The organism is Shinella sp. SUS2 (genome assembly GCF_001262505.1).
Lineage (GTDB): Bacteria > Pseudomonadota > Alphaproteobacteria > Rhizobiales > Rhizobiaceae > Shinella.
Genome location: NZ_KQ410731.1, coordinates 182,144 through 204,886 on the forward strand (window position 1 = coordinate 182,144; position 22,743 = coordinate 204,886).

General features: G+C 65.7%; 23 protein-coding genes. 7 read left to right on the top strand and 16 right to left on the bottom strand.

From position 1 onward, the window contains the following. Nucleotides 1-36: 36 nt before the first annotated feature. Nucleotides 37-2,199 carry an NAD-dependent DNA ligase LigA gene (gene ligA, locus AKG11_RS15705; RefSeq protein ID WP_050744541.1) on the top strand — a complete coding sequence of 721 codons (2,163 nt, stop codon included), beginning with the start codon at nucleotides 37-39 and terminating at the stop codon, nucleotides 2,197-2,199. Here the strand turns inward: ligA and AKG11_RS15710 are convergent. The 4 genes from AKG11_RS15710 to AKG11_RS15725 all read right to left on the bottom strand — a co-directional run bounded on the left by AKG11_RS15710 (nucleotide 2,186) and on the right by AKG11_RS15725 (nucleotide 6,489). After that, on the bottom strand, nucleotides 2,186-3,145 hold the full coding sequence (locus tag AKG11_RS15710) for a M23 family metallopeptidase (protein ID WP_156334104.1): 960 nt from the start codon (nucleotides 3,143-3,145) through the stop codon (nucleotides 2,186-2,188). The two genes, ligA and AKG11_RS15710, sit on opposite strands and share 14 nt — an antisense overlap. 65 nt (nucleotides 3,146-3,210) lie before the next feature. Then, nucleotides 3,211-3,621 (bottom strand): TIGR02588 family protein, encoded by a 411-nt coding sequence (locus AKG11_RS15715; protein ID WP_050744543.1) that lies wholly within the window; start codon nucleotides 3,619-3,621, stop codon nucleotides 3,211-3,213. Nucleotides 3,622-3,628: 7 nt separating this feature from the next. Then, nucleotides 3,629-4,471: a TIGR02587 family membrane protein gene (locus tag AKG11_RS15720; protein WP_050744544.1), complete on the bottom strand. Its 843-nt coding sequence runs from the start codon at nucleotides 4,469-4,471 to the stop codon at nucleotides 3,629-3,631. A gap of 74 nt (nucleotides 4,472-4,545) precedes the next feature. Further along, nucleotides 4,546-6,489, bottom strand: a complete 1,944-nt coding sequence (locus tag AKG11_RS15725) for a DEAD/DEAH box helicase (RefSeq protein WP_050744545.1) — start codon at nucleotides 6,487-6,489, stop codon at nucleotides 4,546-4,548. A 281-nt stretch (nucleotides 6,490-6,770) separates the two neighbouring features. On the opposite strand from AKG11_RS15725, the gene panC reads away from it, so the two are divergent. The 4 genes from panC to AKG11_RS15745 all read left to right on the top strand — a co-directional run bounded on the left by panC (nucleotide 6,771) and on the right by AKG11_RS15745 (nucleotide 9,697). Then, nucleotides 6,771-7,640, top strand: coding sequence for a pantoate--beta-alanine ligase (gene panC, locus AKG11_RS15730; protein ID WP_050744546.1), 870 nt, complete (start codon nucleotides 6,771-6,773; stop codon nucleotides 7,638-7,640). 1 nt (nucleotide 7,641) lies between these two features. Next, complete coding sequence (gene panB, locus AKG11_RS15735; protein WP_050744547.1) at nucleotides 7,642-8,466, top strand: 3-methyl-2-oxobutanoate hydroxymethyltransferase; 825 nt, start codon at nucleotides 7,642-7,644, stop codon at nucleotides 8,464-8,466. Nucleotides 8,467-8,648: 182 nt separating this feature from the next. Next, nucleotides 8,649-9,383 (top strand): AzlC family ABC transporter permease, encoded by a 735-nt coding sequence (locus tag AKG11_RS15740; protein ID WP_023513526.1) that lies wholly within the window; start codon nucleotides 8,649-8,651, stop codon nucleotides 9,381-9,383. Between the two features lie 2 nt (nucleotides 9,384-9,385). Further along, complete coding sequence (locus AKG11_RS15745) at nucleotides 9,386-9,697, top strand: AzlD family protein (RefSeq protein WP_023513525.1); 312 nt, start codon at nucleotides 9,386-9,388, stop codon at nucleotides 9,695-9,697. Here AKG11_RS15745 and AKG11_RS15750 read toward each other — a convergent pair. From AKG11_RS15750 to AKG11_RS35130, 5 genes are all read right to left on the bottom strand, one after another. Beyond that, a complete protein-coding gene (locus tag AKG11_RS15750) occupies nucleotides 9,687-11,522 on the bottom strand; it encodes an aminopeptidase P family protein (protein ID WP_050744548.1) in 1,836 nt (611 codons plus the stop codon). The genes AKG11_RS15745 and AKG11_RS15750 overlap by 11 nt on opposite strands. A gap of 162 nt (nucleotides 11,523-11,684) precedes the next feature. Continuing rightward, entirely contained in the window at nucleotides 11,685-12,209 is a 525-nt protein-coding gene (locus AKG11_RS15755) for a hypothetical protein (protein WP_050744549.1), read from the bottom strand. A gap of 429 nt (nucleotides 12,210-12,638) precedes the next feature. Next, complete coding sequence (locus AKG11_RS15760; protein ID WP_050744550.1) at nucleotides 12,639-13,520, bottom strand: 50S ribosomal protein L11 methyltransferase; 882 nt, start codon at nucleotides 13,518-13,520, stop codon at nucleotides 12,639-12,641. A gap of 78 nt (nucleotides 13,521-13,598) precedes the next feature. After that, nucleotides 13,599-14,198: an SCO family protein gene (locus AKG11_RS15765; RefSeq protein ID WP_050744551.1), complete on the bottom strand. Its 600-nt coding sequence runs from the start codon at nucleotides 14,196-14,198 to the stop codon at nucleotides 13,599-13,601. A 120-nt stretch (nucleotides 14,199-14,318) separates the two neighbouring features. Then, nucleotides 14,319-14,477, bottom strand: a complete 159-nt coding sequence (locus AKG11_RS35130; RefSeq protein WP_197283984.1) for a hypothetical protein — start codon at nucleotides 14,475-14,477, stop codon at nucleotides 14,319-14,321. 267 nt (nucleotides 14,478-14,744) lie between these two features. Here AKG11_RS35130 and AKG11_RS15770 point away from each other — a divergent pair, with 267 nt between their 5' ends. Then, nucleotides 14,745-15,209: a chemotaxis protein CheW gene (locus tag AKG11_RS15770; RefSeq protein ID WP_023514279.1), complete on the top strand. Its 465-nt coding sequence runs from the start codon at nucleotides 14,745-14,747 to the stop codon at nucleotides 15,207-15,209. Nucleotides 15,210-15,273: 64 nt separating this feature from the next. Here AKG11_RS15770 and AKG11_RS15775 read toward each other — a convergent pair whose 3' ends face one another. The 7 genes from AKG11_RS15775 to AKG11_RS15805 form a co-directional block, all read right to left on the bottom strand. After that, a complete protein-coding gene (locus AKG11_RS15775; protein ID WP_050744552.1) occupies nucleotides 15,274-15,780 on the bottom strand; it encodes a CreA family protein in 507 nt (168 codons plus the stop codon). Nucleotides 15,781-15,872: 92 nt separating this feature from the next. Beyond that, nucleotides 15,873-16,619: a copper homeostasis protein CutC gene (locus AKG11_RS15780; RefSeq protein ID WP_050744553.1), complete on the bottom strand. Its 747-nt coding sequence runs from the start codon at nucleotides 16,617-16,619 to the stop codon at nucleotides 15,873-15,875. A 22-nt stretch (nucleotides 16,620-16,641) separates the two neighbouring features. Then, nucleotides 16,642-17,697: a dipeptidase gene (locus AKG11_RS15785; protein WP_023514282.1), complete on the bottom strand. Its 1,056-nt coding sequence runs from the start codon at nucleotides 17,695-17,697 to the stop codon at nucleotides 16,642-16,644. Nucleotides 17,698-17,781: 84 nt separating this feature from the next. Then, the gene (nagA, locus tag AKG11_RS15790; RefSeq protein WP_050744554.1) at nucleotides 17,782-18,942 is read right to left on the bottom strand and encodes an N-acetylglucosamine-6-phosphate deacetylase; all 1,161 of its coding nucleotides are present in this window, start codon (nucleotides 18,940-18,942) and stop codon (nucleotides 17,782-17,784) included. Continuing rightward, a complete protein-coding gene (locus tag AKG11_RS15795; RefSeq protein ID WP_050744555.1) occupies nucleotides 18,939-19,961 on the bottom strand; it encodes an SIS domain-containing protein in 1,023 nt (340 codons plus the stop codon). The genes nagA and AKG11_RS15795 overlap by 4 nt, the downstream gene beginning before the upstream one ends. A gap of 20 nt (nucleotides 19,962-19,981) precedes the next feature. Next, nucleotides 19,982-20,746: a GntR family transcriptional regulator gene (locus tag AKG11_RS15800; protein ID WP_050744556.1), complete on the bottom strand. Its 765-nt coding sequence runs from the start codon at nucleotides 20,744-20,746 to the stop codon at nucleotides 19,982-19,984. Further along, on the bottom strand, nucleotides 20,743-21,630 hold the full coding sequence (locus AKG11_RS15805; RefSeq protein ID WP_023514286.1) for a glucosamine kinase nucleotide-binding domain-containing protein: 888 nt from the start codon (nucleotides 21,628-21,630) through the stop codon (nucleotides 20,743-20,745). The genes AKG11_RS15800 and AKG11_RS15805 overlap by 4 nt, the downstream gene beginning before the upstream one ends. A 197-nt stretch (nucleotides 21,631-21,827) precedes the next feature. Between AKG11_RS15805 and AKG11_RS15810 the strand changes: the two genes are divergently transcribed. Next, nucleotides 21,828-22,721: an N-acetylmuramic acid 6-phosphate etherase gene (locus AKG11_RS15810; RefSeq protein ID WP_050744557.1), complete on the top strand. Its 894-nt coding sequence runs from the start codon at nucleotides 21,828-21,830 to the stop codon at nucleotides 22,719-22,721. The last annotated feature ends 22 nt before the right edge of the window (nucleotides 22,722-22,743 follow it).

Here is a 22,743-nt window from a genome sequence, read left to right on the forward strand (position 1 = left end):
TTCCTCTAGAACGGTGGCAGAATCCCGGAGCAGGCCATGGCGAACGTGAAAACCCCCGTCGAGAATCTCAGTGAAGAAGAGGCTGCGGCAGAACTCGCCTTTTTGGCGGCCGAAATCGCGCGCAACGACGACCTGTACCACGGTCAGGACGCGCCGGAAATTTCGGATGCCGACTATGACGCCCTGAAGCGGCGCAACGAGGCGATCGAGGCGCGGTTTCCGGCGCTGGTGCGCGACGACAGCCCATCGCGCCGCATCGGCTCGGCTCCACTGCCGACCTTCGCGCCGATCACCCATTCGCGCCCGATGCTCTCGCTCGACAATACGTTCTCCGACGAGGACGTCCGGGACTTCGTCGCCTCCGTCTACCGCTTCCTCGGCCGTCTGCCGGACGATTCGATCGCGTTTACAGCCGAGCCGAAGATCGACGGCCTTTCGATGTCGATCCGCTACGAGAACGGCCGGCTGGTCAGTGCGGCGACGCGCGGCGACGGCACGACGGGCGAGAACGTCACCGCCAATGTCATGACCATCGGCGAGATCCCGAACCGCCTGCCGGCCGGTGCGCCTGATGTCGTTGAGGTGCGCGGCGAGGTCTATATGGCCAAGAGCGACTTTCTGGCGCTCAACGAGAAGATGGCGGCGGAGGGCAAGCAGACCTATGTCAATCCGCGCAACACGGCGGCGGGCTCGCTGCGCCAGCTCGACGCGACGGTGACGGCGAGCCGAAAGCTGCGTTTCTTCGCCTATGCCTGGGGCGAGATGTCGGCCATGCCGGCCGATACGCAATATGGCATGATCGAGGTGCTGAAGGCCTGGGGCTTCCCGGTCAATCCGATGACCAAGCGGCTTTCCCGCGTCGATGACATCATCGCGCATTACCGCGAGATCGGCCTCGACCGCCCGGATCTCGACTATGACATCGACGGCGTCGTCTACAAGGTGGACGAGCTGGCATTGCAGGAACGCCTCGGTTTCCGCTCTCGCTCGCCGCGCTGGGCGACGGCGCACAAGTTCCCGGCCGAGCAAGCCTTCACCACCGTCGAGGATATCGACATCCAGGTGGGTCGGACCGGGGCGCTGACGCCCGTCGCCCGCCTTGCACCCGTTACCGTTGGCGGCGTGGTCGTCACCAATGCAACCTTGCACAATGCCGACTACATCGCGGGCATCGGCAACAGCGGCGACCGCATCCGGCCGGAGGGCCATGACATTCGCATCGGCGACACCGTTATCGTGCAGCGCGCGGGCGATGTCATTCCGCAGGTGCTTGACGTCGTGCTGGAGAAACGCAAACCGGAATCGCAACCATACGAATTTCCGACGGAATGCCCGTCCTGCCGCAGCCATGCCGTCCGCGAGCGCAACGAAAAGACCGGCCGCCTCGATTCGGTGACACGGTGCACGGGTGGGTTCGTCTGCCCCGCGCAGGCGGTGGAGCATCTCAAGCATTTCGTCTCGCGCAACGCCTTCGACATCGAAGGCCTCGGAACCAAGCAGATCGACTTCTTCTTCACCGCGCAGGACGACAGTCTCAGCATCCGCACCGCGCCTGACATCTTCACGCTCCGGAAGCGGCAGGACGAATCCGAGCTGACGAAACTCGAGAATATTGACGGTTTCGGCAAGGTGAGCGTTCGCAAGCTCTATGATGCCATCGATGCGCGGCGCTCCATCGCGCTCAACCGTTTCATCTACGCGCTCGGTATCCGCCATGTGGGGGAAGGCAATGCCAAGCTGCTGGCGCGTGCCTATGGCACCTACGCGGCCTTCGAGGAGGCGCTGATCGCGGCGTCGTCGTTTTCGGGCGACGCGTGGACCGAACTGAACAGCATCGACGGGATCGGCGAGGTCGTCGCCCGGGCTCTCGTGGAGTTCTACAAGGAACCGCGCAACCTTCAGGTCATCGCTGCCCTGCGCAAGGAGGTGGAGCCGCAGGCCGCCGAAGCGGTGGTGGCGACTGCGAGCCCGGTCGCCGGCAAGACGGTGGTGTTCACGGGATCGCTGGAGAAGATGACGCGCGACGAGGCCAAGGCGATGGCCGAGCGGCTGGGCGCCAAGGTGGCGGGTTCTGTCTCCAAGAAGACGGATCTCGTGGTCGCCGGGCCGGGCGCCGGCTCCAAGCTTGACAAGGCACGGGAGTTCAACGTCGAGGTCATCGACGAGGACGGCTGGCTCGAGCGGGTCAAGGCGCCGTGACGATCGAGCCGCGCACGAGGAAGCGGCCGTCGAAGGTCATGGGCACGCCCTGGCCTTCGTTGTAGTCCCGCGTGCCGCCGAGATAGGCATGCATGTGCAGGTGCGGCTCGGATGAATTGCCGGAATTGCCGACCCGGCCGAGCGTTTCGCCCTTCGTGACGACCGCGCCATCGGCGACGGCGACCGAACCCTTGCGGAAATGGGCAAGCAGGATGCGCGCCGAGCCGCAGGCGAGGATGATGTGGTTGCCCGCCGGCGCCTCGGTATTGCTCTCGGAGATGCGGTTGTCCTCGACACCGTCGTGGGTGGCGATGGCGACGCCGTTGCAGGGGCTCTTCACCTCCCGGTCATAGATCTCGTAGTCCGCAAGGTCCTTCGGCATCAGCCCATTCGCGCGCATGCCGAAACCGTTAAGCGCGACGATGTCGAGCGCGAAGCGCTGGCTCTGGCTGGCATGGTGATAGTTGATCGAGGTCGTGCCGCCGCCCTGGCCGACATAGTAGGTGCCGGCGGCGAACGGGAAGGCGAGCTCCACGGCCGTCTCCTTGTAGCCGTAGCCGGAAAGGGCCCGTGCCGTCAGCGCCAGGAAGAACACGGCCATGGCTGCGGTGAAGCCATGCGCGCGCAAGAGCGAGGGTGATGCATTCCAGGGCCGGCCGCGAACGCGCAGATAGGAGAGGGCGGTGGCCACGACGAACGCCGCCGGCAGGAGCATTGCAAGGGCGGCGCCGAGGAAATCCCAGCGCCCGATGACGGCGATGAAGGCGAAGTAGGCCGCCCCGTAGGCGACGCGTGTCAGCCAGCCGAGCCGGTCGATGGGGCGGGGCAGAAAGAGCCAGGAGAAGAAGAAGGCCGGGAGGAGGACCTGGGTGGTCAGCAGGATGAGAATGGGCCATGCCATGGTGAAGCCTTGCGGGGTCTGGAATGCCCATTTCGATGCGGACACGGATACTTGTCTTTTGTTCAATCCGCAGATGCGTATTTGGTTCCGCTTTTTCAAGCCGTTGGCCGCTATGGACCGGTGTAGCCCGCGGCACGGATATCCACCCGCCGTCCGGCCGGTTCTCCCGCAAACAGGATGGCGCCTGTCGACTTCGATTCTGCGGCGACATAGTCGAAGACAACGTGGCTCTCCTCGACGATCTTTTCGCCTTCCATCAGCCGCCCGATGACGGTGACGGCTGCCGCGGTGGTGGTTCCGGAATTGGCGATGTCGAAGGTGACGCGCTGTCCGGCGCCGGTCTTCTCCGTCGTCAGCACCGTGACGGAAAGGTCCGGTGGCGTCGCCTCCCGCGTGAAAGCCTCCCAGCCGATCCAGCCGAGCATGCCGGCGACGAGGAGCGCGGAGACCAGGCCGGTCAGCCATTCGATCCAGTGCGGATCGTGGCGTTCGCGATGGCGGCCCCGTTCGGATCGGGTCATGGCTGCCTCACAGGATCAATCGCGCGGCTGCGGCGCCAAGCGCTGCGGGAAAACCGAGCACGATGACGGACAATGTGACCTCGACCGGCGCACTGCCGCCAAGGCGCTCGAAGATCCACAGGGCGAAGATGCTGATCACCAGCGCGATGACATAGCCGGGCAGGGTGAAGCGCACGAAGGCGTGCCACCAGGGCGTCTGCGGGGAAAGCTCGTGCCCGCCGGTGAAGGACACCGCATAGACGAAGCCGTGCATGAGGGCGATGGAGATGAGGGCGACGGCAAGGGCATGCCAGACGGTCATCTTGTAGGCGAGCACCATCATCTCGTCGGTCGGCGCGATGTTGAGCGAGAGAAAGAGGGCCCCGGCCGCCATCAGCAGCAGCTCGCCGGCATAACTCGTCTCCTTCGTTCCGGTGTCATCGTCATCATGGCCGAGCTGGCTGCGGCCGAGCATGGCGCCGATGCTGGCGGGGACGGATTGCAGGGCGACCTTGCCGGAAAGTTCGCTCGCCGGCATGCCGCCACGCAGCAGGCCGAGCGCCGTCAGCACTACCAAGCTGGTCAGGATGCCGATGCCATAGGCGATCGCCGCGTCACGGATTGCCTCGCGCCAGCCAAATGTCTCCTCGAAACCGATGCGATGGGCGAGCAGGATCAACAGGGGAATGTCGAGGAGGAGCAGCAGGAACAGGCGCTCGCGCGCCATGGAGAAGCCGAGATGCCACATTTCCATGGTCATCAGCATGGGCAGCGCCAGGAACAGGGCGCCGGCGACACCGCGGCCGAGGCCGGTCACGAACCGGTTGAGTTCGTCTTTGTCCGCCGCCGTCTGCGCGTCGTTTCCTGCCATGAAAACCCCCTCGCAAAAGCGCGGGGGTAACGCGGCGCGGACCGGATGGTTCCGCGCCGGTCAGGTGTCATTGTTTAAAAGCGATCCGGCTTCTTGCCCTTCGGCTTACGCGGCGCGCCGTCGGGCTTGGCGAATTTTTCGTCGCGCTTGCCCTTGAAGGGCTTGGCACCGGCGAAGGGCTTGGCGGGCTTCTTGCCGCCGTCTTCGCGGTCCTTCCAGTGCGGCTTGGCGGCGGCACCTTCCGGCTTGTCGAAATCGCGCTTCTTCTCGAAACGCGGCTTCTTCTCGAATTCGCCCTTCGGCTTCCAGTCGGCGCGGCGTTCCGGCTTGTCGTAGCGCTGCGTCTTCTCGCCGGGCGCACGCGTATAGGGCTGCGGCGTCAGGTCGGGCTGGCCTTCCAGCACGGTAACGCGGATGCCGCGCTCCAGCATGCTGCCCGGGCCGAGATGGCCGAGGAAGCCGTCGGCGGCCGCGGCGGAGAGCTCGATATAGGTCTCTTCCGGCTGCATCTTGATCGCGCCGATCTCGTTCTTGGTGATGCTGCCGTTGCGGCAGAGCATCGGGATCAGCCAGCGCGGTTCGGCGCGCTGCTTGCGGCCGACCGACACGGAGATCCAGACGCTTGCCCCGAAACCGTCGCGCGGGCGCTTGGTTTCGGCGGGAATGAAGTCGTTGCCGCGCTCGCGCGGCTTGCGCTGTTCGAGCGAGACCTCGACCAGGTCTTCCGGCGCCGAGCGGCCAGCCTTGAAGAAACGGGCGACGGCGGCGGCCAGCTGGCGGGCATCGAAGCGTGCGGCGAGCGCGTCGATCGTCTCGATCTCGTCTTCTCCGATCGTGTCGGTCAGCATGGGGTCGGCGAGCAGACGCTCGTCGTCGCGGCGCAGGATGTCCTCGGCGGACGGCGGGGTCGCCCAGTTCGCCTTGAGGTTGGCGGCCTGCAGCAGGCGCTCGGCCTTGCGGCGGGCGCTGAGCGGCACGATGAGCGCGCTGACGCCCTTGCGGCCGGCACGGCCGGTGCGGCCCGAGCGGTGCAGCAGCGTTTCCGGGTTGGTCGGCAGGTCGGCATGCACGACGAGCTCCAGATTGGGCAGGTCGATGCCACGGGCGGCGACGTCGGTGGCGATGCAGACGCGGGCGCGGCCATCGCGCATGGCCTGCAGCGCGTGGGTGCGCTCGTTCTGGCTGAGTTCGCCGGAGAGTGCCACGACCGAGAAGCCGCGATTGTTGAAGCGGGCGGTCAGGTGGTTCACCGCTGCGCGCGTCGAACAGAAGACGATGGCGTTCTGCGCATCGTAGTAGCGCAGAACGTTGATGATGGCGTTCTCGCGGTCGGCGGGCACGGCTAGCAGGGCGCGATAGTCGATATCGACATGCTGCTCCCGCTCGGACGCAGTCGAGATGCGGAGCGCGTCGCGCTGGTAGTTCTTGGCGAGCGCGGCGATCTCCTTCGGCACGGTGGCCGAGAACATCAGCGTGCGGCGGTCTTCCGGCGCGGCTTCGAGGATGAATTCGAGGTCTTCGCGGAAACCGAGGTCGAGCATCTCGTCGGCTTCGTCGAGCACGACTGCGCGGATGGCGGAGAGATCGAGGTTGCCGCGGGTGATGTGGTCGCGCAGGCGTCCCGGCGTGCCGACGATGATATGGGCGCCGCGCTCCAGCGCGCGCCGCTCGTTGCGCACGTCCATGCCGCCGACGCAGGAGGCAATGACGGCACCGGTCATCTCGTAGAGCCATTCCAGCTCGCGCTTGACCTGCATGGCAAGCTCGCGCGTCGGCGCGATGACGAGGGCAAGCGGGCTCTCGGCGCGGGCGAAGCGTTCTTCGCCCTCAAGCAGCGTCGGGGCGAGCGCGAGGCCGAAGGCGACGGTCTTGCCGGAGCCGGTCTGGGCGGAGACCAGCGCATCGGAATCGCCGATCTTGGGGTCGGAGACGGCGATCTGCACCGGCGTCAAGGTGGTGTAGCCGCGTTTTTCCAACGCCTTTGCCATCGCCGGAGCGAGGCTTTCAAAACTCGTCATGTAGGGTCTTTCGGAATTCGGGTTCCGCGACGATCTGGCGTCGCACTCTGCGCTCGTATGCGACGGGCGTGTCAACGCGCTCTCTACTGGGCATTGAGCGAAATGTACAGTGCGCAAAATGCAATGCTGCCCAGCGGCGGGGCCTATCGCCGCCCAAGGTGTTTGCCGATTGTCTTTTTGCGCTGCACAAGATAGAAAACGGCGCTTCCTGGAGCCGATCCGCAGAGATCGTGCAGGTGGCATCGCCCGCGGGAGAGGGCGAGAGCAAGGAGGAACCGTCGATGCAGACCTTTACAACCATCGCGGATTTGCGCGCGGCGCTGGCGCCGCACCGGCTGGACGGTCGCACCATCGGTCTCGTGCCCACCATGGGCTACCTTCATGTCGGCCATATGGAGCTTGCCCGGCGGGCCCGCGCCGACAACGACATCGTCGTCGCCACCATCTTCGTCAATCCGCTGCAGTTCGGAGCAAACGAGGATCTTGCGCGCTATCCGCGCGACCTTGCCCGCGACCAGGCGATGCTGGAGGCCGAAGGCGTGCACTATCTCTTCGCACCGGGCGTTTCCGACATGTATCCGCGGCCGATGGAGACTGTCGTTGATGTGCCGAAGCTCGGCTCGGAGCTCGAAGGGTCCGTCCGCCCCGGGCATTTCGCGGGGGTCGCGACCGTCGTCACCAAGCTCTTCAATATCGCCCAGCCGGACCGCGCCTATTTCGGCGAGAAGGACTTCCAGCAGCTCACCATCATCCGCCGCATGGCCGAGGACCTGGCACAGCCGGTCGAGGTGATCGGCGTGCCGACGGTGCGCGAGGCGGACGGGCTCGCCTGTTCCTCGCGCAACGTCTACCTCTCGGCCGGGGAGCGCGCCGCTGCCGCCATCGTGCCGCGCGCGCTGGAGGAAGCCGAGCGGCTGATCATGGCGGGCGAGACGGATGCAAGGCGCCTGGAGGCGGGCGTTACCGCCTTTCTTGCCAGCGAGCCGCTCGCCAAGCCCGAAGTGGTCGCGATCCGCGATCCGCAGACGCTTGCCGAGATCGACACGGTCGGCGATCGACCGGTTCTTTTGTTGCTTTTCGTGCGCTTTGGGAGCACGAAACTCCTCGATAATCGGGTTTTTGGCCCGAAAAACATGAAAAAGGTAGCGTGACATGAGCGTACATACCGCCAAGCGCCGTCTGGCGCCCGCCGACATCCGGGCCCTCAAGGGCGAGCGTCCGATCGTCAGCCTCACCGCCTACACGACCCCGGTCGCCAAGCTCATGGATCCCCATGTCGATTTCATGCTGGTCGGCGACAGCCTCGGCATGGTGCTCTACGGTCTCGATTCCACCGTCGGCGTGACGATCGAGATGATGATCGCCCATGGCCAGGCCGTCATGCGCGGCTCGTCCAGCGCCTGCGTCGTCGTCGATCTGCCCTTCGGCTCCTACCAGCAGTCGAAGGAACAGGCCTTTGCGACGGCTGCCAGGGTTCTCAAGGAAACCGGCTGTTCGGCGATCAAGCTGGAGGGCGGGGCGGAAATGGCCGAGACGGTGCATTTCCTCACCCAGCGCGGCATTCCGGTGCTCGGCCATGTCGGCCTGATGCCGCAGCTCATCAACACGACCGGCGGCTACCGCTCGCTCGGGCGCAACGACAAGGAAGTCGAGAAGATCCGCCGCGACGCTGCGGCCATCGACGATGCCGGCGCCTTCGCCATCGTCATCGAGGGCACGGTCGAGCCGCTGGCGCGCGAGATCACCGGCACGGTCAAGGCGCCGACCATCGGCATCGGAGCCTCGCCGGCCTGCGACGGACAGGTGCTGGTCGTCGACGACGTGCTCGGCATCTTCACGGATTTCAAGCCGCGCTTCGTCAAGCACTTCGCCAATCTCGCCCCCGTCATGAGCGAGGCTTTCGCGACCTACGCCGAAGAGGTGAAGGCGCGCAGCTTTCCGGCACCCGAGCACACGTTCCAGCTCAAGAAGAGCTGATAATCAATCAGCGCCGGAAGAAAACCGGCGCTGATTGATCAACGACGCTGAACGGTCCATCAGCCATATTGGTTTGCGGGTGGATCGCGCCTGTTCTATGGGTGGCGGATCGTTTCCTGCAAGTCCGGCCGGAAGACCGCCGTGCGCTCCTCCCGGATTTGCGACAGATCTTGAGCAGACCCATGACCCCCGCCACGAAAGAAGAAATCCGCGACGCCTTCCGGCGTGGCAGCGCCGTCGCGATCGCCGCGGCGCCATTTGCCGTGCTGTTCGGCGCCGTCGCCGTGGACAACGGCCTGACGATCGCGGAAGCGGCGTTGATGAGCGCGACGCTTTATGCCGGCGCCAGCCAGCTCGTCGGCGTCGAGCTCTTCGATCACAATGTCGCGCCCTGGCTGGTGGTGCTGTCGATCTTCGCCGTGAACTTCCGGCACGTGCTCTATTCGGCGGCGATCGCCGCCCATATCCGGCATCTCACCTTCTGGCAGAAGGCGACGTCGCTGTTCTTCCTCACCGACCCTCAGTTCGCCGAAACCGAGCGTCGCGCGGATGCGGGTATCCGCGTCAGCTATATCTGGTCGATGGTGCTCGGCCTCAGCGTCTATGTGCCCTGGCTCTGCCTGACGGTTGTCGGGGGACTGCTCGGCAACCTGATCGGCGATCCCAAGGAGATCGGCATCGATGTGCTGCTGCCGATCTACTTCATGGGCCTGGTGCTCGGCTTCCGCAGCCGGGCGAACTGGCTTCCGGTGGTGCTGGCCTCCTCGGCAGGCTCGATCCTGGCGCTGCATTTCGTCGGCTCGCCCTGGCATGTCAGCCTTGGCGCGCTTGCGGGGGTACTCGTCGCGGCGGTCATGCCGCTCGATGACAAGGCACCGGCCGAGCCGGTCGGCGACGCTGCACGTGGGGAGGCATGAGCATGGACACGCTGTTCCACACGCAGACGCTGCTGATCATCGCCGCTGGCGCCATCGCGACCTACCTGACGCGCGTCGGCGGCTATGTCTTCATCACGCGCATGAAGCGCATCCCACCGCGCGCCGAAGCGGCGCTGAACGCCGTTCCGGCCGCCGTGCTCACCACGCTGGTGGCGCCGGCAGCCGTGACGGGCGGTTTCGACGTCAGCGTGACGATGGCCATCGCCTTCCTGCTTGGCCTGCGTCTCTCGCTCCTGCCGGTGCTGGCCATCGGCTGGGTCGTCGTGATGGTGCTGCGTCAGTTCATCGGCTGACCGGCGCCGTCGCCTTTTCCAGCCAGCTCTTCGTTGCTTCGTCCGACAGCAGCGGCGTGATCTTTTCGCGCACATCCGCGTGGTAGGCGTTCAGCCAGGCAAGCTCGTCTTCCGTCATCAGGGCGGCGACGACGAGCCGGCGGTCGATCGGGCAGAAGGTCAGCGTCTCGAAGCCGAGCATGTCCATGTCGCCGCCGTCGACCGGGGCGGCCGGCAGGACGTGGATCAGGTTCTCGATGCGGATGCCGAAGGCGCCGGGGCGGTAGTAGCCGGGCTCGTTGGACAGGATCATTCCGGCCAGAAGCTCCTGCGTCGAAAGCCGGGAAATGCGCTGCGGACCCTCATGCACGGAGAGATAGGAGCCGACGCCGTGGCCTGTGCCATGGGCGAAATCGGCACCGGCCTTCCACAGCGCGATGCGGGCGAGCGGATCGAGGTCGCAGCCGCGCGAGCCTTTCGGGAAGCGTGCCGTGCTGATCGCGATCATGCCCTTCAGCACCAGGGTGAAGAAGCGCTTCTGTTCCTCCGGCACCGCGCCGATCGCCACCGTGCGGGTGATGTCGGTCGTGCCATTGATGTATTGCGCGCCGGAATCGATGAGGAAGAGCGTGCCCGGCTCGATGAGCGTGTCCGATGCGGTCGTCACCCGGTAATGCATGATGGCGGCATGGGCGCCGGCGCCCGCGATGGTGTCGAAGGACACATCCTTCAGCGGGTTCTGGTGACGCTCGCCGACGCTGGCGCGCACGGCCTCCAGTTTCTTCGTGACGGCCATTTCTGTTTGCGTGCCGGGCGTCGTGCCGTCGAGCCAGGCGAGGAACTCCACCATGGCCGCGCCGTCCTGAAGATGGGCGCGCGCGGAACCCTGCAGCTCGACCGCGTTCTTGCAGGCGCGGGGCAGGCGGGCCGGGTCGTTGGCCTCGACCAGCGTGCCGCCCTTGCGGCGCACGATCTCGGCGAGCGCGAAGGGCGCCTGGTCAGGATCGATCAGGATGCGCTTGCCCTCGGCGGCGAGCGCCGCGATGCGCTCGTCGAACTGCGACGGCGGTACGAGGTCGGCGAGCTGGGTGAGGTAGGCCTCGGGCTCGATGCCGGTCTTGCGCTTGTCGAGGAAGAGCTGCGGGCGACCCTCTGCCGGAATGATGGCGCGGGCCAAGGGATGCGGCGTGTGCGGCACGTCGCTGCCGCGGATGTTGAAGATCCAGGCGATGGAGGACGGGTCGGTGACGGCGAGGGCATCCGCGCCGGCCTTGGCGGTCGCCTCCGCCATCTTGGCGAGCTTGTCCCTGGCCAGTTCCCCGGCCTGGTCGATCGCCTGGATCGTCACGCGGCCGAGCGGTTCGCTCGGGCGGTCGGCCCAGGCCTTGTCGAGCGGGTTGTGGGGCAGGAAGATGAGGGCGCCGCCGAGGCCGGCAAGCGCCTTCTCAAGGCGGCGCACTTCAGCGCCGGTGTGCAGCCACGGGTCGATGCCGAGACGGAAACCCTTCGGCGCGTGGTTCTGCAGCCAGAGATGCGGCGGTTCGCCGACGAGGTCGCCACCGGTGTAGACGCTGCCGTCGACCTGCTCGGCGAGCTGCGTGACATAGCGGCCATCGACGAAGACCACGGCCGCACCGTGCATGACGAGCGCAACGCCGGCCGAACCGGTGAAGCCCGTCAGCCAGGAAAGGCGCTCGGCCGAGGCCGGCACGTATTCGCCCTGATACTCGTCGGCGCGCGGCACGAGGAAGCCGTCGATGCCGAGTGCATCGAAGCTGGCGCGCAGCGCATCGGCGCGTTCGCGGCCGAACTGGGGCGTGGAGGTGACGTCGAAACTCTGGAACATGGGAGACTTCCGGTATGGCGATGAATCGTGCCGGCAATCTAAAGCATGTCGCGCAAAAGTGCGCGGCGGTTTTGCGCTGCCGGCATGCGAAAAACCTAAGCATTGAAGCGCAGAGAGCGAATCTGGCCGATCGCGGTACGCTTTGGCTATCGGCCGGCTGCGTCAAAGGCGGGAGAGATAGCGCTCCAGCACGGCGCGGGTCAGGCGCTGGTTGTTGCGATACCAGTCGTCCTCGGTGAAGAAGGCGGGTTCGCCGGCATCCCAGCCGCTCATCGAAAAATCCGACTGGCGGGCGAGGAAGGCGACGAAGTCTTCCTCGGTCTTCCACGCCGCGATGGGGGAGCCGAAATAGGCCCCGCCATCCTGCACGTCGGCGAGCATGACGCCGTCATCGGTGCGGATGAGGCCCTGGCCGCAGAAATCCCGGTGATAGTCGTAGATCACGCCGTTGCCCGGCACCTCGTTTGCCAGCTTTCGCCAGAGCTGTTCGGCCAGCGTTGCGCCGAGCGGCTTGCGGCTGAGGGCATCGCGCAGGGACAGGGCGATACGACGGCGTTCAGCCTCGTTGCGCATGGTGCTTTCGACGCGGTGCGGATTCCTGCGCGCCTCGATGTTGGCGCGGATCGCGATCCACAGCACGAAGACGATAATCGCAAGGGTGATGAGCGGAATGATGGTGGCGGCCATGATCAGGAAAGCTCCCGGATCGTGCCAAGAGGTCTGTAATTGGACTTATGCATTGTGTGCATGGCACCCATGTCCCAAAGGCTCTGTCGCAAATTTTCGAATCTTGTATAAGCGGCGCCAACGAAGCGAAACAAAACGCGCTTCAAGCGAAACGAAGTGAAAGCCCCTCCAGTCCTTCGGATCGCAAAATGAACTGCCGAAAGGCAAAAGACTAGGTGTTCCGATCAGGCGTCTTGCCGGTCACTCCTCCTCCCTCCTCCGGGAAGGCGCTCGGAACACATAGGCCCGCTTGAGCACTCCTCCTCCTCAAGCTCGCGGGCAGGTCGGTTCGCCGGCCCATAGGCGGTGCCTCTGGCACCGCCTTTTATTTTGCCTGTATTTCCCTTGCGTTGAAGCGGGATGTTGCCACCCCGCTTCCGGACGGTGCCGTCACCGCCGGTTGTCGAGGTGGATCGTCACCCAGCCTTCGCGCCAGATCGTGCGCACATGACGCAGGCCTGCGCCATTGTACGCAGCAAGCACCTTCCAGCGCTGCGAGGCGAGGATGCCGGACAGGATGACATCGCCCTGCGGCGCCAGTTGTGCGGCGAGCTGCGGCGCCATGCGCATCAGCGGCCGGGCGAGGATATTGGCGATGATGAGGTCGAAGGGGCCGTGGCGGCCGAAGGCGGTGGAGTGGAAGCCCGGCGCTGTTTCCAGTGCGACGCCGGAGGCGATGCCGTTGAGGCGGACGTTTTCCCGTGCGACGCGCGTGGCGATCGGGTCGATGTCCGTCGCCAGAACCGTGACCGGGGCGAGCTTGCGCGCGGCAATCGCCAGAACGCCGCTGCCGGTGCCGAGGTCGAGAACGCGCTTGACCTTGCGCGTGCGCATCACGTCGGAGATCACCTCCAGGCAGCCCGCCGTCGTGCCGTGATGGCCGGTTCCGAAGGCCTGGCCGGCGTCGATCTCGATGGCGATCTCGCCAGCCCGCACCTTGCCGCGGTCATGCGAGCCGTGCACGACGAAACGCGCGGCGCGCACCGGCTTCAGGCCTTCCAGCGACTTGGCGATCCAGTCGATATCGGGCAGTTCCTCTCGCTCGATCGGCGCATCGGGAAACGCCTCGGCAAGCAGCGCCGCGAAACGCCCGTGGATTTCAGCCTCGTCCTCACGGAACATGTAGACGGAGGCTTCCCAGATGTCCTTCTTTTCGTCGATCTCCATCGTCGCGATGGCATAACCTTCTTCCTCGAAGGCGTCGGTCATCAGCGAGAGGGCGATATCGGCCCGCTTCTCGGTCGTGGTGATATAGAGGCGGATTTCGCTCACGGCTCGGGGTCCCTGTTGTTTCAGGTCCGCCTAGCATGTCCGAAAGCGGAGGGCAAAGGTGTATGCCCGGCCTGACGATTATCCCTTGATCAGGTTCGTCAGCTTCTGCTCGGCGACCTCGGGGTTCTCGCCATAGGCGATGGTGCCGACGAAGCGGCCGGTCGCGTCGAGCAGGAAGACGGATGCCGTGTGGTCCATCGTGTAGTCGCCGTCGGGCTTGGCCTCGTCAAGCGGCACCTTGCGGTAGTAGACCCGGTAGCCCTTGACCATCTCCAGCACCTTGTCCGTCGGGCCGGAAATACCGGTGATGCGCTTGGAGACGTTGCCGACATACTGGCCGATCAGCTCTGGCGTGTCGCGCTCCGGATCGACGGTAATGAAATAGGCCTGCAGTTTGGAACCGTCGGGATCGACCTTGGTGAGCCAGCCGTTCATCTCGAACAGCGTCGTCGGGCAGACTTCCGGGCAGTGGGTGAAGCCGAAGAAGAGGGCGGTCGGCTTGCCGGTGAAGGCCTTTTCGGTGATCGGCTTGCCATCCTGCGCGACGAGCTCGAAGGGGACGCCGAACGGACCGCCCGCGACCTCTTCCTTCGTCTTGGTCATTTCCAGCGTCAGCCAGCCGAGCAGGGCGGCGACGAGGGCGACGGCGATCCAGAGTACGAGGCGCAGGGTCTTCATGGCAGTCCTTCGATAAGGCTATGTCCGAGGTCTGCGCGTGTCATAGTCCTTCGGTCCGGCGCGCGCAAACGGGCCAATTGCCGCAATGCGCGGAAGGATCGGGGGCTCGCGGAATTGTGATCAGAAGCACCAGGCCATGCCGGATTCGGCAAGGCTGAGGAAGATCGCCGAACCATGCTCCACCCAGCCGGCAAAGGCGGCTGTGGCGGCCATAACGCCGAGGCCGAGCACGATGAGTGCAGCGGGCAGGGCGGTGTATCGGCGGGCGGTCTTGTCCATAGGGCGAGTATAGACCGGAACCGCGGAATTTCAAACGGGGCAGGACTGCCGTAACGGAAGGCGTTTCGCCGCCCGGGAATTCATCAAAAGCGGCTAAAATGCAAGTTCCCGGTGCCCTTCCTTAGCCATTGTTTAATCTCTCTTTGCCACTTTCGGATAACGCGCAAAGGGCCGGTCTGACCCGCTGGACATGATGTCCGCCGTGCGCCGGAGACGGCGTGCAGCGCATTCCAACAAGTCCATCGTCGATTGGAAAGAGCCTCACCCATGTCCAACGCCCTGAAACAGTCCGGCGCCTATCTCGAAATCGTCTCCTTCCATCTCGGGGAGCAGGAATTCTGCATCGACATCATGGCCATCCGCGAAATCCGCGGCTGGGCGCCGGTGACGCCGATGCCGCACACGCCGCCCTACGTGCTCGGGCTCATCAACCTGCGCGGCGCGGTGATCCCGGTCATCGACATGGCCTGCCGCCTCGGCATGAAGATGACCGAGCCGTCCGAGCGCTCCGCGATCATCGTCACCGACATTGCCGGCAAGCTCGTCGGCCTGCTCGTCGAGCAGGTTTCCGACATGATGACCATCAAGAGTGAAGCCCTCCAGCCGGCGCCGGAAATCATTCCGGAAGCCCAGCGGGCCTTCTGCCGCGGCATCGTCGCGCTCGAGAAGTCGATGGTCTGCTTCCTCAACCTCGACACCGTCATCGCCGACGAACTCGCCCAGGCCGCCTGACGCGGCAGCCGAGCGATCGACATCTTCTGCACCCGGCCGGTTCACGGCCGGGTGTCTTGCGTTTTCAGGGCTTGCCGTTCGTCCAGGTGACTATCTCGCCATAGAGCGGCACGGTGGAGATCGACATCTTCGCCGACCCTTCCGTCAGTTCGCGCGAATGGGCGAGATAGATCAGCGTGTCGTTCTTCTTGTCGTAGATGCGCGTGACGATCAGCGATTTCCAGATCAGTGACAGGCCGGACTTGAAGACCTCTTCGCCCTCCTTGTCCAGTTCGATGTCGCCGATGGTGATCGGGCCGGTCTGCTGGCAGGAGATGGCGTTGTTCGAGGGATCCTCGAACCAGTTGCCCTTCTTCAGCCGGTCGATGACGCTGCGGTCGAAGTAGGTGACGTGGCAGGTGACGCCGGACACCTCCGGATCGGTCACCGCATCGATATAGATATCGTTGCCGATCCAGTCGACGCCGACCGTGCCGACCGTCTCGGCGGCAGCGGGCAGGGCGGCGAGCGCCATCAGGCCGGCAGCAAGGGCTGTGCGAAGGCGAGGTGCGGCAAGTTTCGTCAGCGACATGGCAGGTCTCCTTGTTCCGTCTTCAAGGTAAGGAGGCGTCGGCCGCTTGCAAGCCGGCGCCCGGCGCATTTTCGCTTTCGCTGAAGTTGCCCTTACGATTTTGCCGCGGCGATGGTGGCGCGCACCGCATCCCTGTCGGTCAGCGTCACCTCGTATTCCCGGTCTTTCTCCGTGCCGCCCATGCCGACATGCGGGTTGCGGAAAGCCATGCCGCTCGGCACGGTCTTCAGCGCGGCAAAGTGCAGCTCGGCAAGTCCGGCGCCGTCGCGGACCGCGCGGATGGTGTCCGCATCGAGCGCGCCGCAGCCCATGATCACGATGCGGCCGGCAGCCTGCTCGTTGGCGGCCTTGAGGATGGCAAGGCCCTCCAGCGCCGTGTCGCGCTGGCCCGACGTCAGCACGCGGTCGACGCCGCAGCGGATGAGCGCCTCCAGTGCCTCGCCGGCATCGGCCGTCATGTCGAAGGCGCGGTGGCAGGTGACGGACATCGGCCGCGCGGCCTCGACCAGCCGTTTGGTGCGCGCCTCGTCGATCCTGCCGTCCGGCGTCAGGCAGCCGATGACGACGCCGGAAACGCCTTCGCCCCGGAGGGCGGCGATATCCTCCACCATCGTCTCGAATTCCGTTTCCGAGTAAAGGAAGTCGCCGCCACGCGGGCGGATGATGACGTGGACGGGGATTTTGGCGGCCTTTACCGCGGCGCGGATCGTCGCAAGGCTCGGCGTCAGACCGCCCTCGACAAGGCTGGCGCAGAGTTCCACGCGGTCGGCGCCTGCATCCTGTGCGGCCAGGAAACCGTCGATGCCTTCGACGCAGAGTTCGATGAGGGGCTTGGCCATGGTGTCCTTCCGGGGCTTCGGGTCAGGCTTCGTGCCAGACGGTTTTGAGGAGCCGCAGCCAGTTTTCCCGGCAGAGCTTTGTCAGGTCGTCCTCGCCGTAGCCGGCCTGGCGCAGCGCCTCGACGAGGGCTTGGCTGCCGGCGGCGTCGTGGATCGCGCCGGGAATGGTTGCGCCGTCGAAATCCGAGCCGAGCGCCACGCAGTCGATGCCCATGCGCTCGACCATGTGGTCGATGTGGCGCACCATGTCGGCGAGCGGCGTTTCGGGGCTTTCGAGGCCATCGGCGCGCAGCATGGTCGTGGCGTAGTTGAGGCCGGCAATGCCCTTGCGCTCGCGGATTGCGTCGAGCTGGCGGTCGGTGAGGTTGCGCGAGATCGGCGTCAGAGCATGGGCGTTGGAATGGGTGGCGACGAGCGGCTGGGTGCTGACGCGTTCGACATCCCAGAAACCCTGCTCGGTGATATGGGCGAGGTCGATCATGATGCCAAGCCGGTCGCAGGCCTTCACAAGCTCGACCCCTGCGGCCGTCAGGCCCGGGCCTGTGTCGGGCGAGGAGGGATAGGCGAAGGGCACCCCATGGCCGAAGAGGTTGTGCCGGCTCCAGACGGGGCCGAGCGAGCGCAGGCCGTTGTCATAGAAGGTTTCGAGATTCGACAGGTCCTCGGCGATCGGCTCGCAGCCTTCGATATGAAGCACGGCGGCAAAGCGGCCGGCCTCCATGGCGGCGCGGATCGCCGCGGTGGAGCGGCAGATCGCGAGGCCGCCGGCCGCTTCCAGCCGGTTGGCGATATCGGCCATCTCGAGCGCGATCTCAAGCGCATCGGCATGGGCGCGCGGCCCGACCATCGGGATATTGTAGTGGCCGTTCCCATCGACTTCGCGCGGCGGGTAATCCTCAACCGGCGGGATGAACATGGCGCAGAAGCCGCCGGCAAGGCCGCCCTTCTTCGCGCGCGGGGCGTCGATATGGCCCTGATCCGTTCCACCGACGAATTCCGCGACCGGATCGGCACCCTTCCGGGCGTGCTCCCACAGGCGCAGGAGAACGTCATTGTGGCCGTCGAAGATCAATTGCATGGGGCGCTCCCGGATCGATAGGTCAGATTGTCCGACGGGGTAGAGCCGATTCCGCCGCGGCCCGCAAGAACCGCGGTGGAGGCATCAGGCGGCGAAGACCGGCGTGCCGGCAATCCAGGTCGAGACGACGTTGACATTGTCGTCGATGACAGCGAAATCGGCGTCGTGGCCGTGGGTGAGGCGCCCTTTGCGGCCGGTCATGCCGATCGCTTCCGCCGGGTAGAGCGAGGCCATGCGCAGCGCCTCTTCCAGATCGATGCCGACCTCGTCGCGCATGAAGCGGATGCAGGAGGCCATGTCGATATCGGCACCGGCGAGCGTGCCGTTGGCGAGCGTCAGGCGCCCGCCCTCGCGGAAAATCTCGCGGCCGTTGAGGAAGAAGCTCCTCATGTCGGTGCCGATGGTCGACATCGCGTCGGTGACGAGGAAGATGCGGCCGGGGCCACGCTTGGCCCTCAGCGCCACGCCGATGGAGGCCGGGTCGACATGGAAGCCGTCGGCGATGAGGCCGGCATTGAGATGGCCGAGATCAAGCGCCGCGCCGACCATGCCGGGCTCGCGGTGGCCGAGCGGGCTCATGGCGTTGAAGAGGTGGGTCATCATGCTGGCGCCCGCCTCGGCGGCGGCGGCGGCGGTCCGGTAGCCGCAGTCCGAATGGCCGAGGCTGACGGTGACGCCTGCCGCACGCAACGCCGCGATCTGGTCGTTGGTGGCGTTTTCCGGCGCCAGCGTCATGAGGAGCGCATCGAGGCTGTGTCGCGCTTCGATGGTGCGCTCGAGGTCCGCCTGCTCCATCGGACGGATGAGGTTCGGGTCATGCGCGCCCTTGCGGGCGACCGACAGGTGCGGGCCTTCGAGATGGAGACCGAGGAAGCCCGGCACCTTTGCCGCCTGTGCTGCAAGGCCCGCGGCAATCGTTTCCGTCGTCACCTGGACATTGTCGGTGATCAGCGTCGGCAGGAGGCCCGTCGTGCCGAAGCGGGCATGGGCGGCGCAGATCGTGCGGATGCCTTCGAGGTCCGGCCGCTCGTTGAGCAGCACGCCGCCACCGCCGTTGACCTGCAGGTCGATGAAGCCGGGGACGAGCGAATGCCCGTCCATCGGCACAACGCGGGCATCGGCCGGCACGTCGCGGGCCGCCGCGATGGTGGCGACCTTGCCATCCGCGAGCAGGAGCGCACTGTCCTCATGCCACAGATCGCCGTCGAAGATGCGGGCGCCGGTAAGGGCGGTGAGCGCTGTCATCGGGTTTCCGTCACTTTCTTCAGGTTGACCGGCTTGTCGGGGTCAAGGCCCTTGCCGCGCGACCAGGCTTCGACGAAGCCGTAGAACGGCACGATGAGGGCGAGCGCATCGGTGATCGGGTGTCCGGTGGCAACGAAGGGCAGTTTTCGCGCGCTCTTTGCGCCGGCGGCGGTGACGCAGGCATAGGCACCGCGATCGGCGAGGCTGTCGGCCATGCCGGTGACGGAGGCTTCCGCGGCATCGCGTGCCGCAAGTGCGATGACCGGGAAGGACGGGCCGACCAGCGCGACCGGGCCGTGCAGCACCTCCGCCGAGGAATAGGCTTCGGCGTGCATGCCGGACGTTTCCTTGAACTTCAGCGCGGCTTCACTGGCGATGGCAAGGCCCGGGCCGCGGCCGAGCACGTAGAGCGACTGGGCGTCCTTGAGGTCGCCGGCAAGGTCGGACCAGTCGAGGGCGACGGCCTTCGCGAACTGCTCCGGCAGGTTTTTGACGGCGCGGTCGAGATCGTTGTCACCCGTCCACTCGGCGAGCACGGCAAGGCCGGCGACGATGGAATTGACGTAGGACTTCGTAGCGGCGACGCTGAGTTCCGGGCCGGCCGAGAGGTCGAGCGAATGCGAGCAGGCATCGGCGAGGGGTGAGGGCAGGGTGTTGGTGAGCGCAATGGAGATCGCGCCGCCCTTGGTGGCGCCGTCGGCCATGGCGACGATGTCGGGGCTCTTGCCGGACTGGGAGATGGCAATGGCGGCCGCACCGCCGAGTTTCAGCTTGGCGCCGTAGATGGAGGCGAGCGACGGGCCGAGCGAGGCGACCGGCCGGCCGGCGGTCAGTTCGATCGCATATTTCAGGAAGAGCGCGGCATGGTCGGAAGACCCGCGGGCGACGGTGACGAAGAACTGCGGATCACGCTCCCGGAGCGCCCTGCCGGCGGCCGTGATGGCGCTGGCGGAATTTTCGAGCAGGCGGGCCGCCGCTTCCGGGATTTCGTTGATCTCTTTGCGCATGTTGGTCTGCATGGAATTCCCTTTGCGGTTGGTCACGTCTCGGAAAGCGTCAGTTCGGCGACGAAATCATAGGCGTCGCCGCGATAGATGGAGCGGGTGAACTCGACCACCCGGCCGGAGCGCAGATAGGAGACCCGCTCGATGGACAGCCCCGCCGAACCCGGCGGCACGCCGAGCATCGAGGCATCGGGATCCTTCATGTTGTAGGCGGAGATACGCTGCACGGCGCGCACCGGCCGGCAGCCGCGCTTTTCCAGCGCGGCATAGAGCGAGCCCTGCACCTGCATGGGATCCGGCAGGAACTCCGAGAAGATGCAGGCGCGCTCGATGGCGAGCGGCATGTCGTCGGCAACGCGCAGGCGCCCGAGCCGCGCGACGAGCGCATCGGCAGGGAGGCCGAGCATCATCATCTCGTCCGGCGAGGGGTGGAACAGGCCACGGTCGATCCACTCGGCCCGGGTGACGAGGCCGCGGCGGGCCATGTCCTCGGTAAAGGAAGTCAGGCGGGACAGCGACTGCTGCACCTTGGCGACGGGCTTGGCGACGAAGGTGCCGGAGCCGTGGCGGCGCACCAGGAGACCGTCCTTGACGAGATCGTCGACGGCCTTGCGCACGGTGACGCGGCTGACATTGGCATGGTCGGCAAGGTCGCGCTCGGCGGGCAGCGCGTCGCCGTAGGTCAGCTTGCCGGAGGTGATCGCCTCTTCCAGCATCTGGCGCAGCTTGACATAGAGCGGGCCGGGCACGCCCGACTGCAGGCTTTCCGGCGAGAGGATCGCGGCAAGGGACGTGCTCATGCGGCCGCTCCCGTGCGCTCTCTGAAGCCCTTGGCGGCGAGCGCTACGGCGCCGGTCAGCGCATCGGCCTCGGCCTCCACCAGGATTGCGCGGTGATGTTCGGACAGCCATTGCGGATAGAGCGGGGCGAGGCCGCCGAGCAGGCAGAGGCGCGGCGCGCCGGCCAGCGCCATGATGGCGTCGAGGGATTCGTTGACGCTGGCCGCCCCGGCCTTGACGATGGCGATCGCCTGCGCGTCGCCGTCCTTCGCATGGGTGAAGACGAGGGGAGCGTAGCGGCCGAAATCGCCCGGCTTGGAGAGGCGGGCGAATTCGACGATGCCACGCGGATCGTGCTTGAACTCGTCGAGAATGGTGTCTGTCACGCCCGAGTGCGGATGCACGCCGTCGTGGGCGAGCAGGGCCTCCTGCAAAGCGGCATGGCCGATGCGCGCGCCGCCGCCGAGATCGCCGACGGTAAAGCCCCAGCCGCCGATGTAGCGGACCACGTTGTTCTTGCGCCCCATATAGATGGAGCCGGTGCCGAGGATCGCGACGGCCCCGTCCGTATCGCCGATCGCACCCTGCAGGGCGATCAGGCCGTCGGAATCGATATCCGTATGACGGAAGGGCAGGCGGTCGTGCACGTAGCGGGTGAGGTCGCCGACATTGGTGCCGGCAAGGCCGAGAAAGGCAGAGGCGCCGCTGACGCCGGCCTCGTCCAGTCCGGCATCGCGATAGGCGGCCTTGGCGGCCTCCGTAATGGAGATGATCGCGTTGTTGGGGTCGGTCAGGATATTGGCTGCGCCGCTCTTGCCGCGCCCGAGGACTGTGCCGTCCGGGCGTGCGACCGCCGCGCGGCAACTCGTTCCCCCACCGTCGATACCGAGAATAAGATCTGTCATGGGCACCTCCGAGCACAACGATACCAAAAAAATACCATTTACCAAGGGGTATGGTGGTATGGAGAATAAGCTTTCGTTTAAATTACTGTTTTAAAACAATAAAAATATTGAGTGGTAAAAAAGTGGTCTCAAAAATTAATTTCCTATGGACAATTGGTATTTTTTTGGCATTAATTCCGGCCAGAGGAGACACGGTGATGGCTGCAGGCAGGACAGAGGGCAGGCACGATCAGGCAAGCGGGCTGGACGAACGTCAGCCCGTCGATGTGCTGAAGGTGCTTGCGGATGCCCAGAAGGCAGCCGCCGGCGTTGTCGATGCCGCGCTTGTCGATATTGCCGCTGCGGCCCGTCTTGCGGCCGATGCGCTTCTTTCCGGTGGACGTCTTGTCTATGCCGGCGCCGGCAGCTCCGGCCTGATGGCGATGGCCGATGCGCTCGAACTCCCCGGCACCTACGGTATTTCCCGCGATCGCATCGTTATCCTGCTTGCCGGCGGTGCCGCGAGCCTGGAGGACCTGGCGGGCGGGTATGAAGACGACCGTGCGCTTGCAGGCCGCGATGCCGCGTCTGCCGCTATCGGCCCGCGGGACTGCGTGATCGCCGTTTCGGCGAGCGGCAGCACGCCCTATGTGCTGGCGATCGCATCCTACGCGAAGGAGAAAGGTGCCCGGATCGTGGCGCTTGCCAACAATCCCGGTGTCGCGCTGTTCGAGGACGGCGACGTCGCGATCCTCCTGCAGACGCCGCCGGAGGTCATTTCCGGCTCGACGCGCATGGGCGCCGGCACGGCGCAGAAGATCGCTTTCAACATGTTTTCGACGCTTGTCGGCGTGCATCTCGGCCACGTTCACGATGGCCACATGGTCAATCTCAAGGCCGACAACATCAAATTGAAGGGGCGCGCCTGTCGCATCGTGTCCGACATTTCGGGTGTCGGGCTCGATGAGGCGGAACGCCTTCTTCAGCGCTCCGAAGGCTCGGTCAAGACGGCCGTGCTGCTCGCTGCGGGGGTGGAGGACGCCAGCGCGGCCGAGGCTGCGCTGGAGCGGTCGGGGCAGAGCCTCCGGCGCGCCCTGAAAGCCCTCGGATAACTGGTCTCAAAACGCGCTGCGG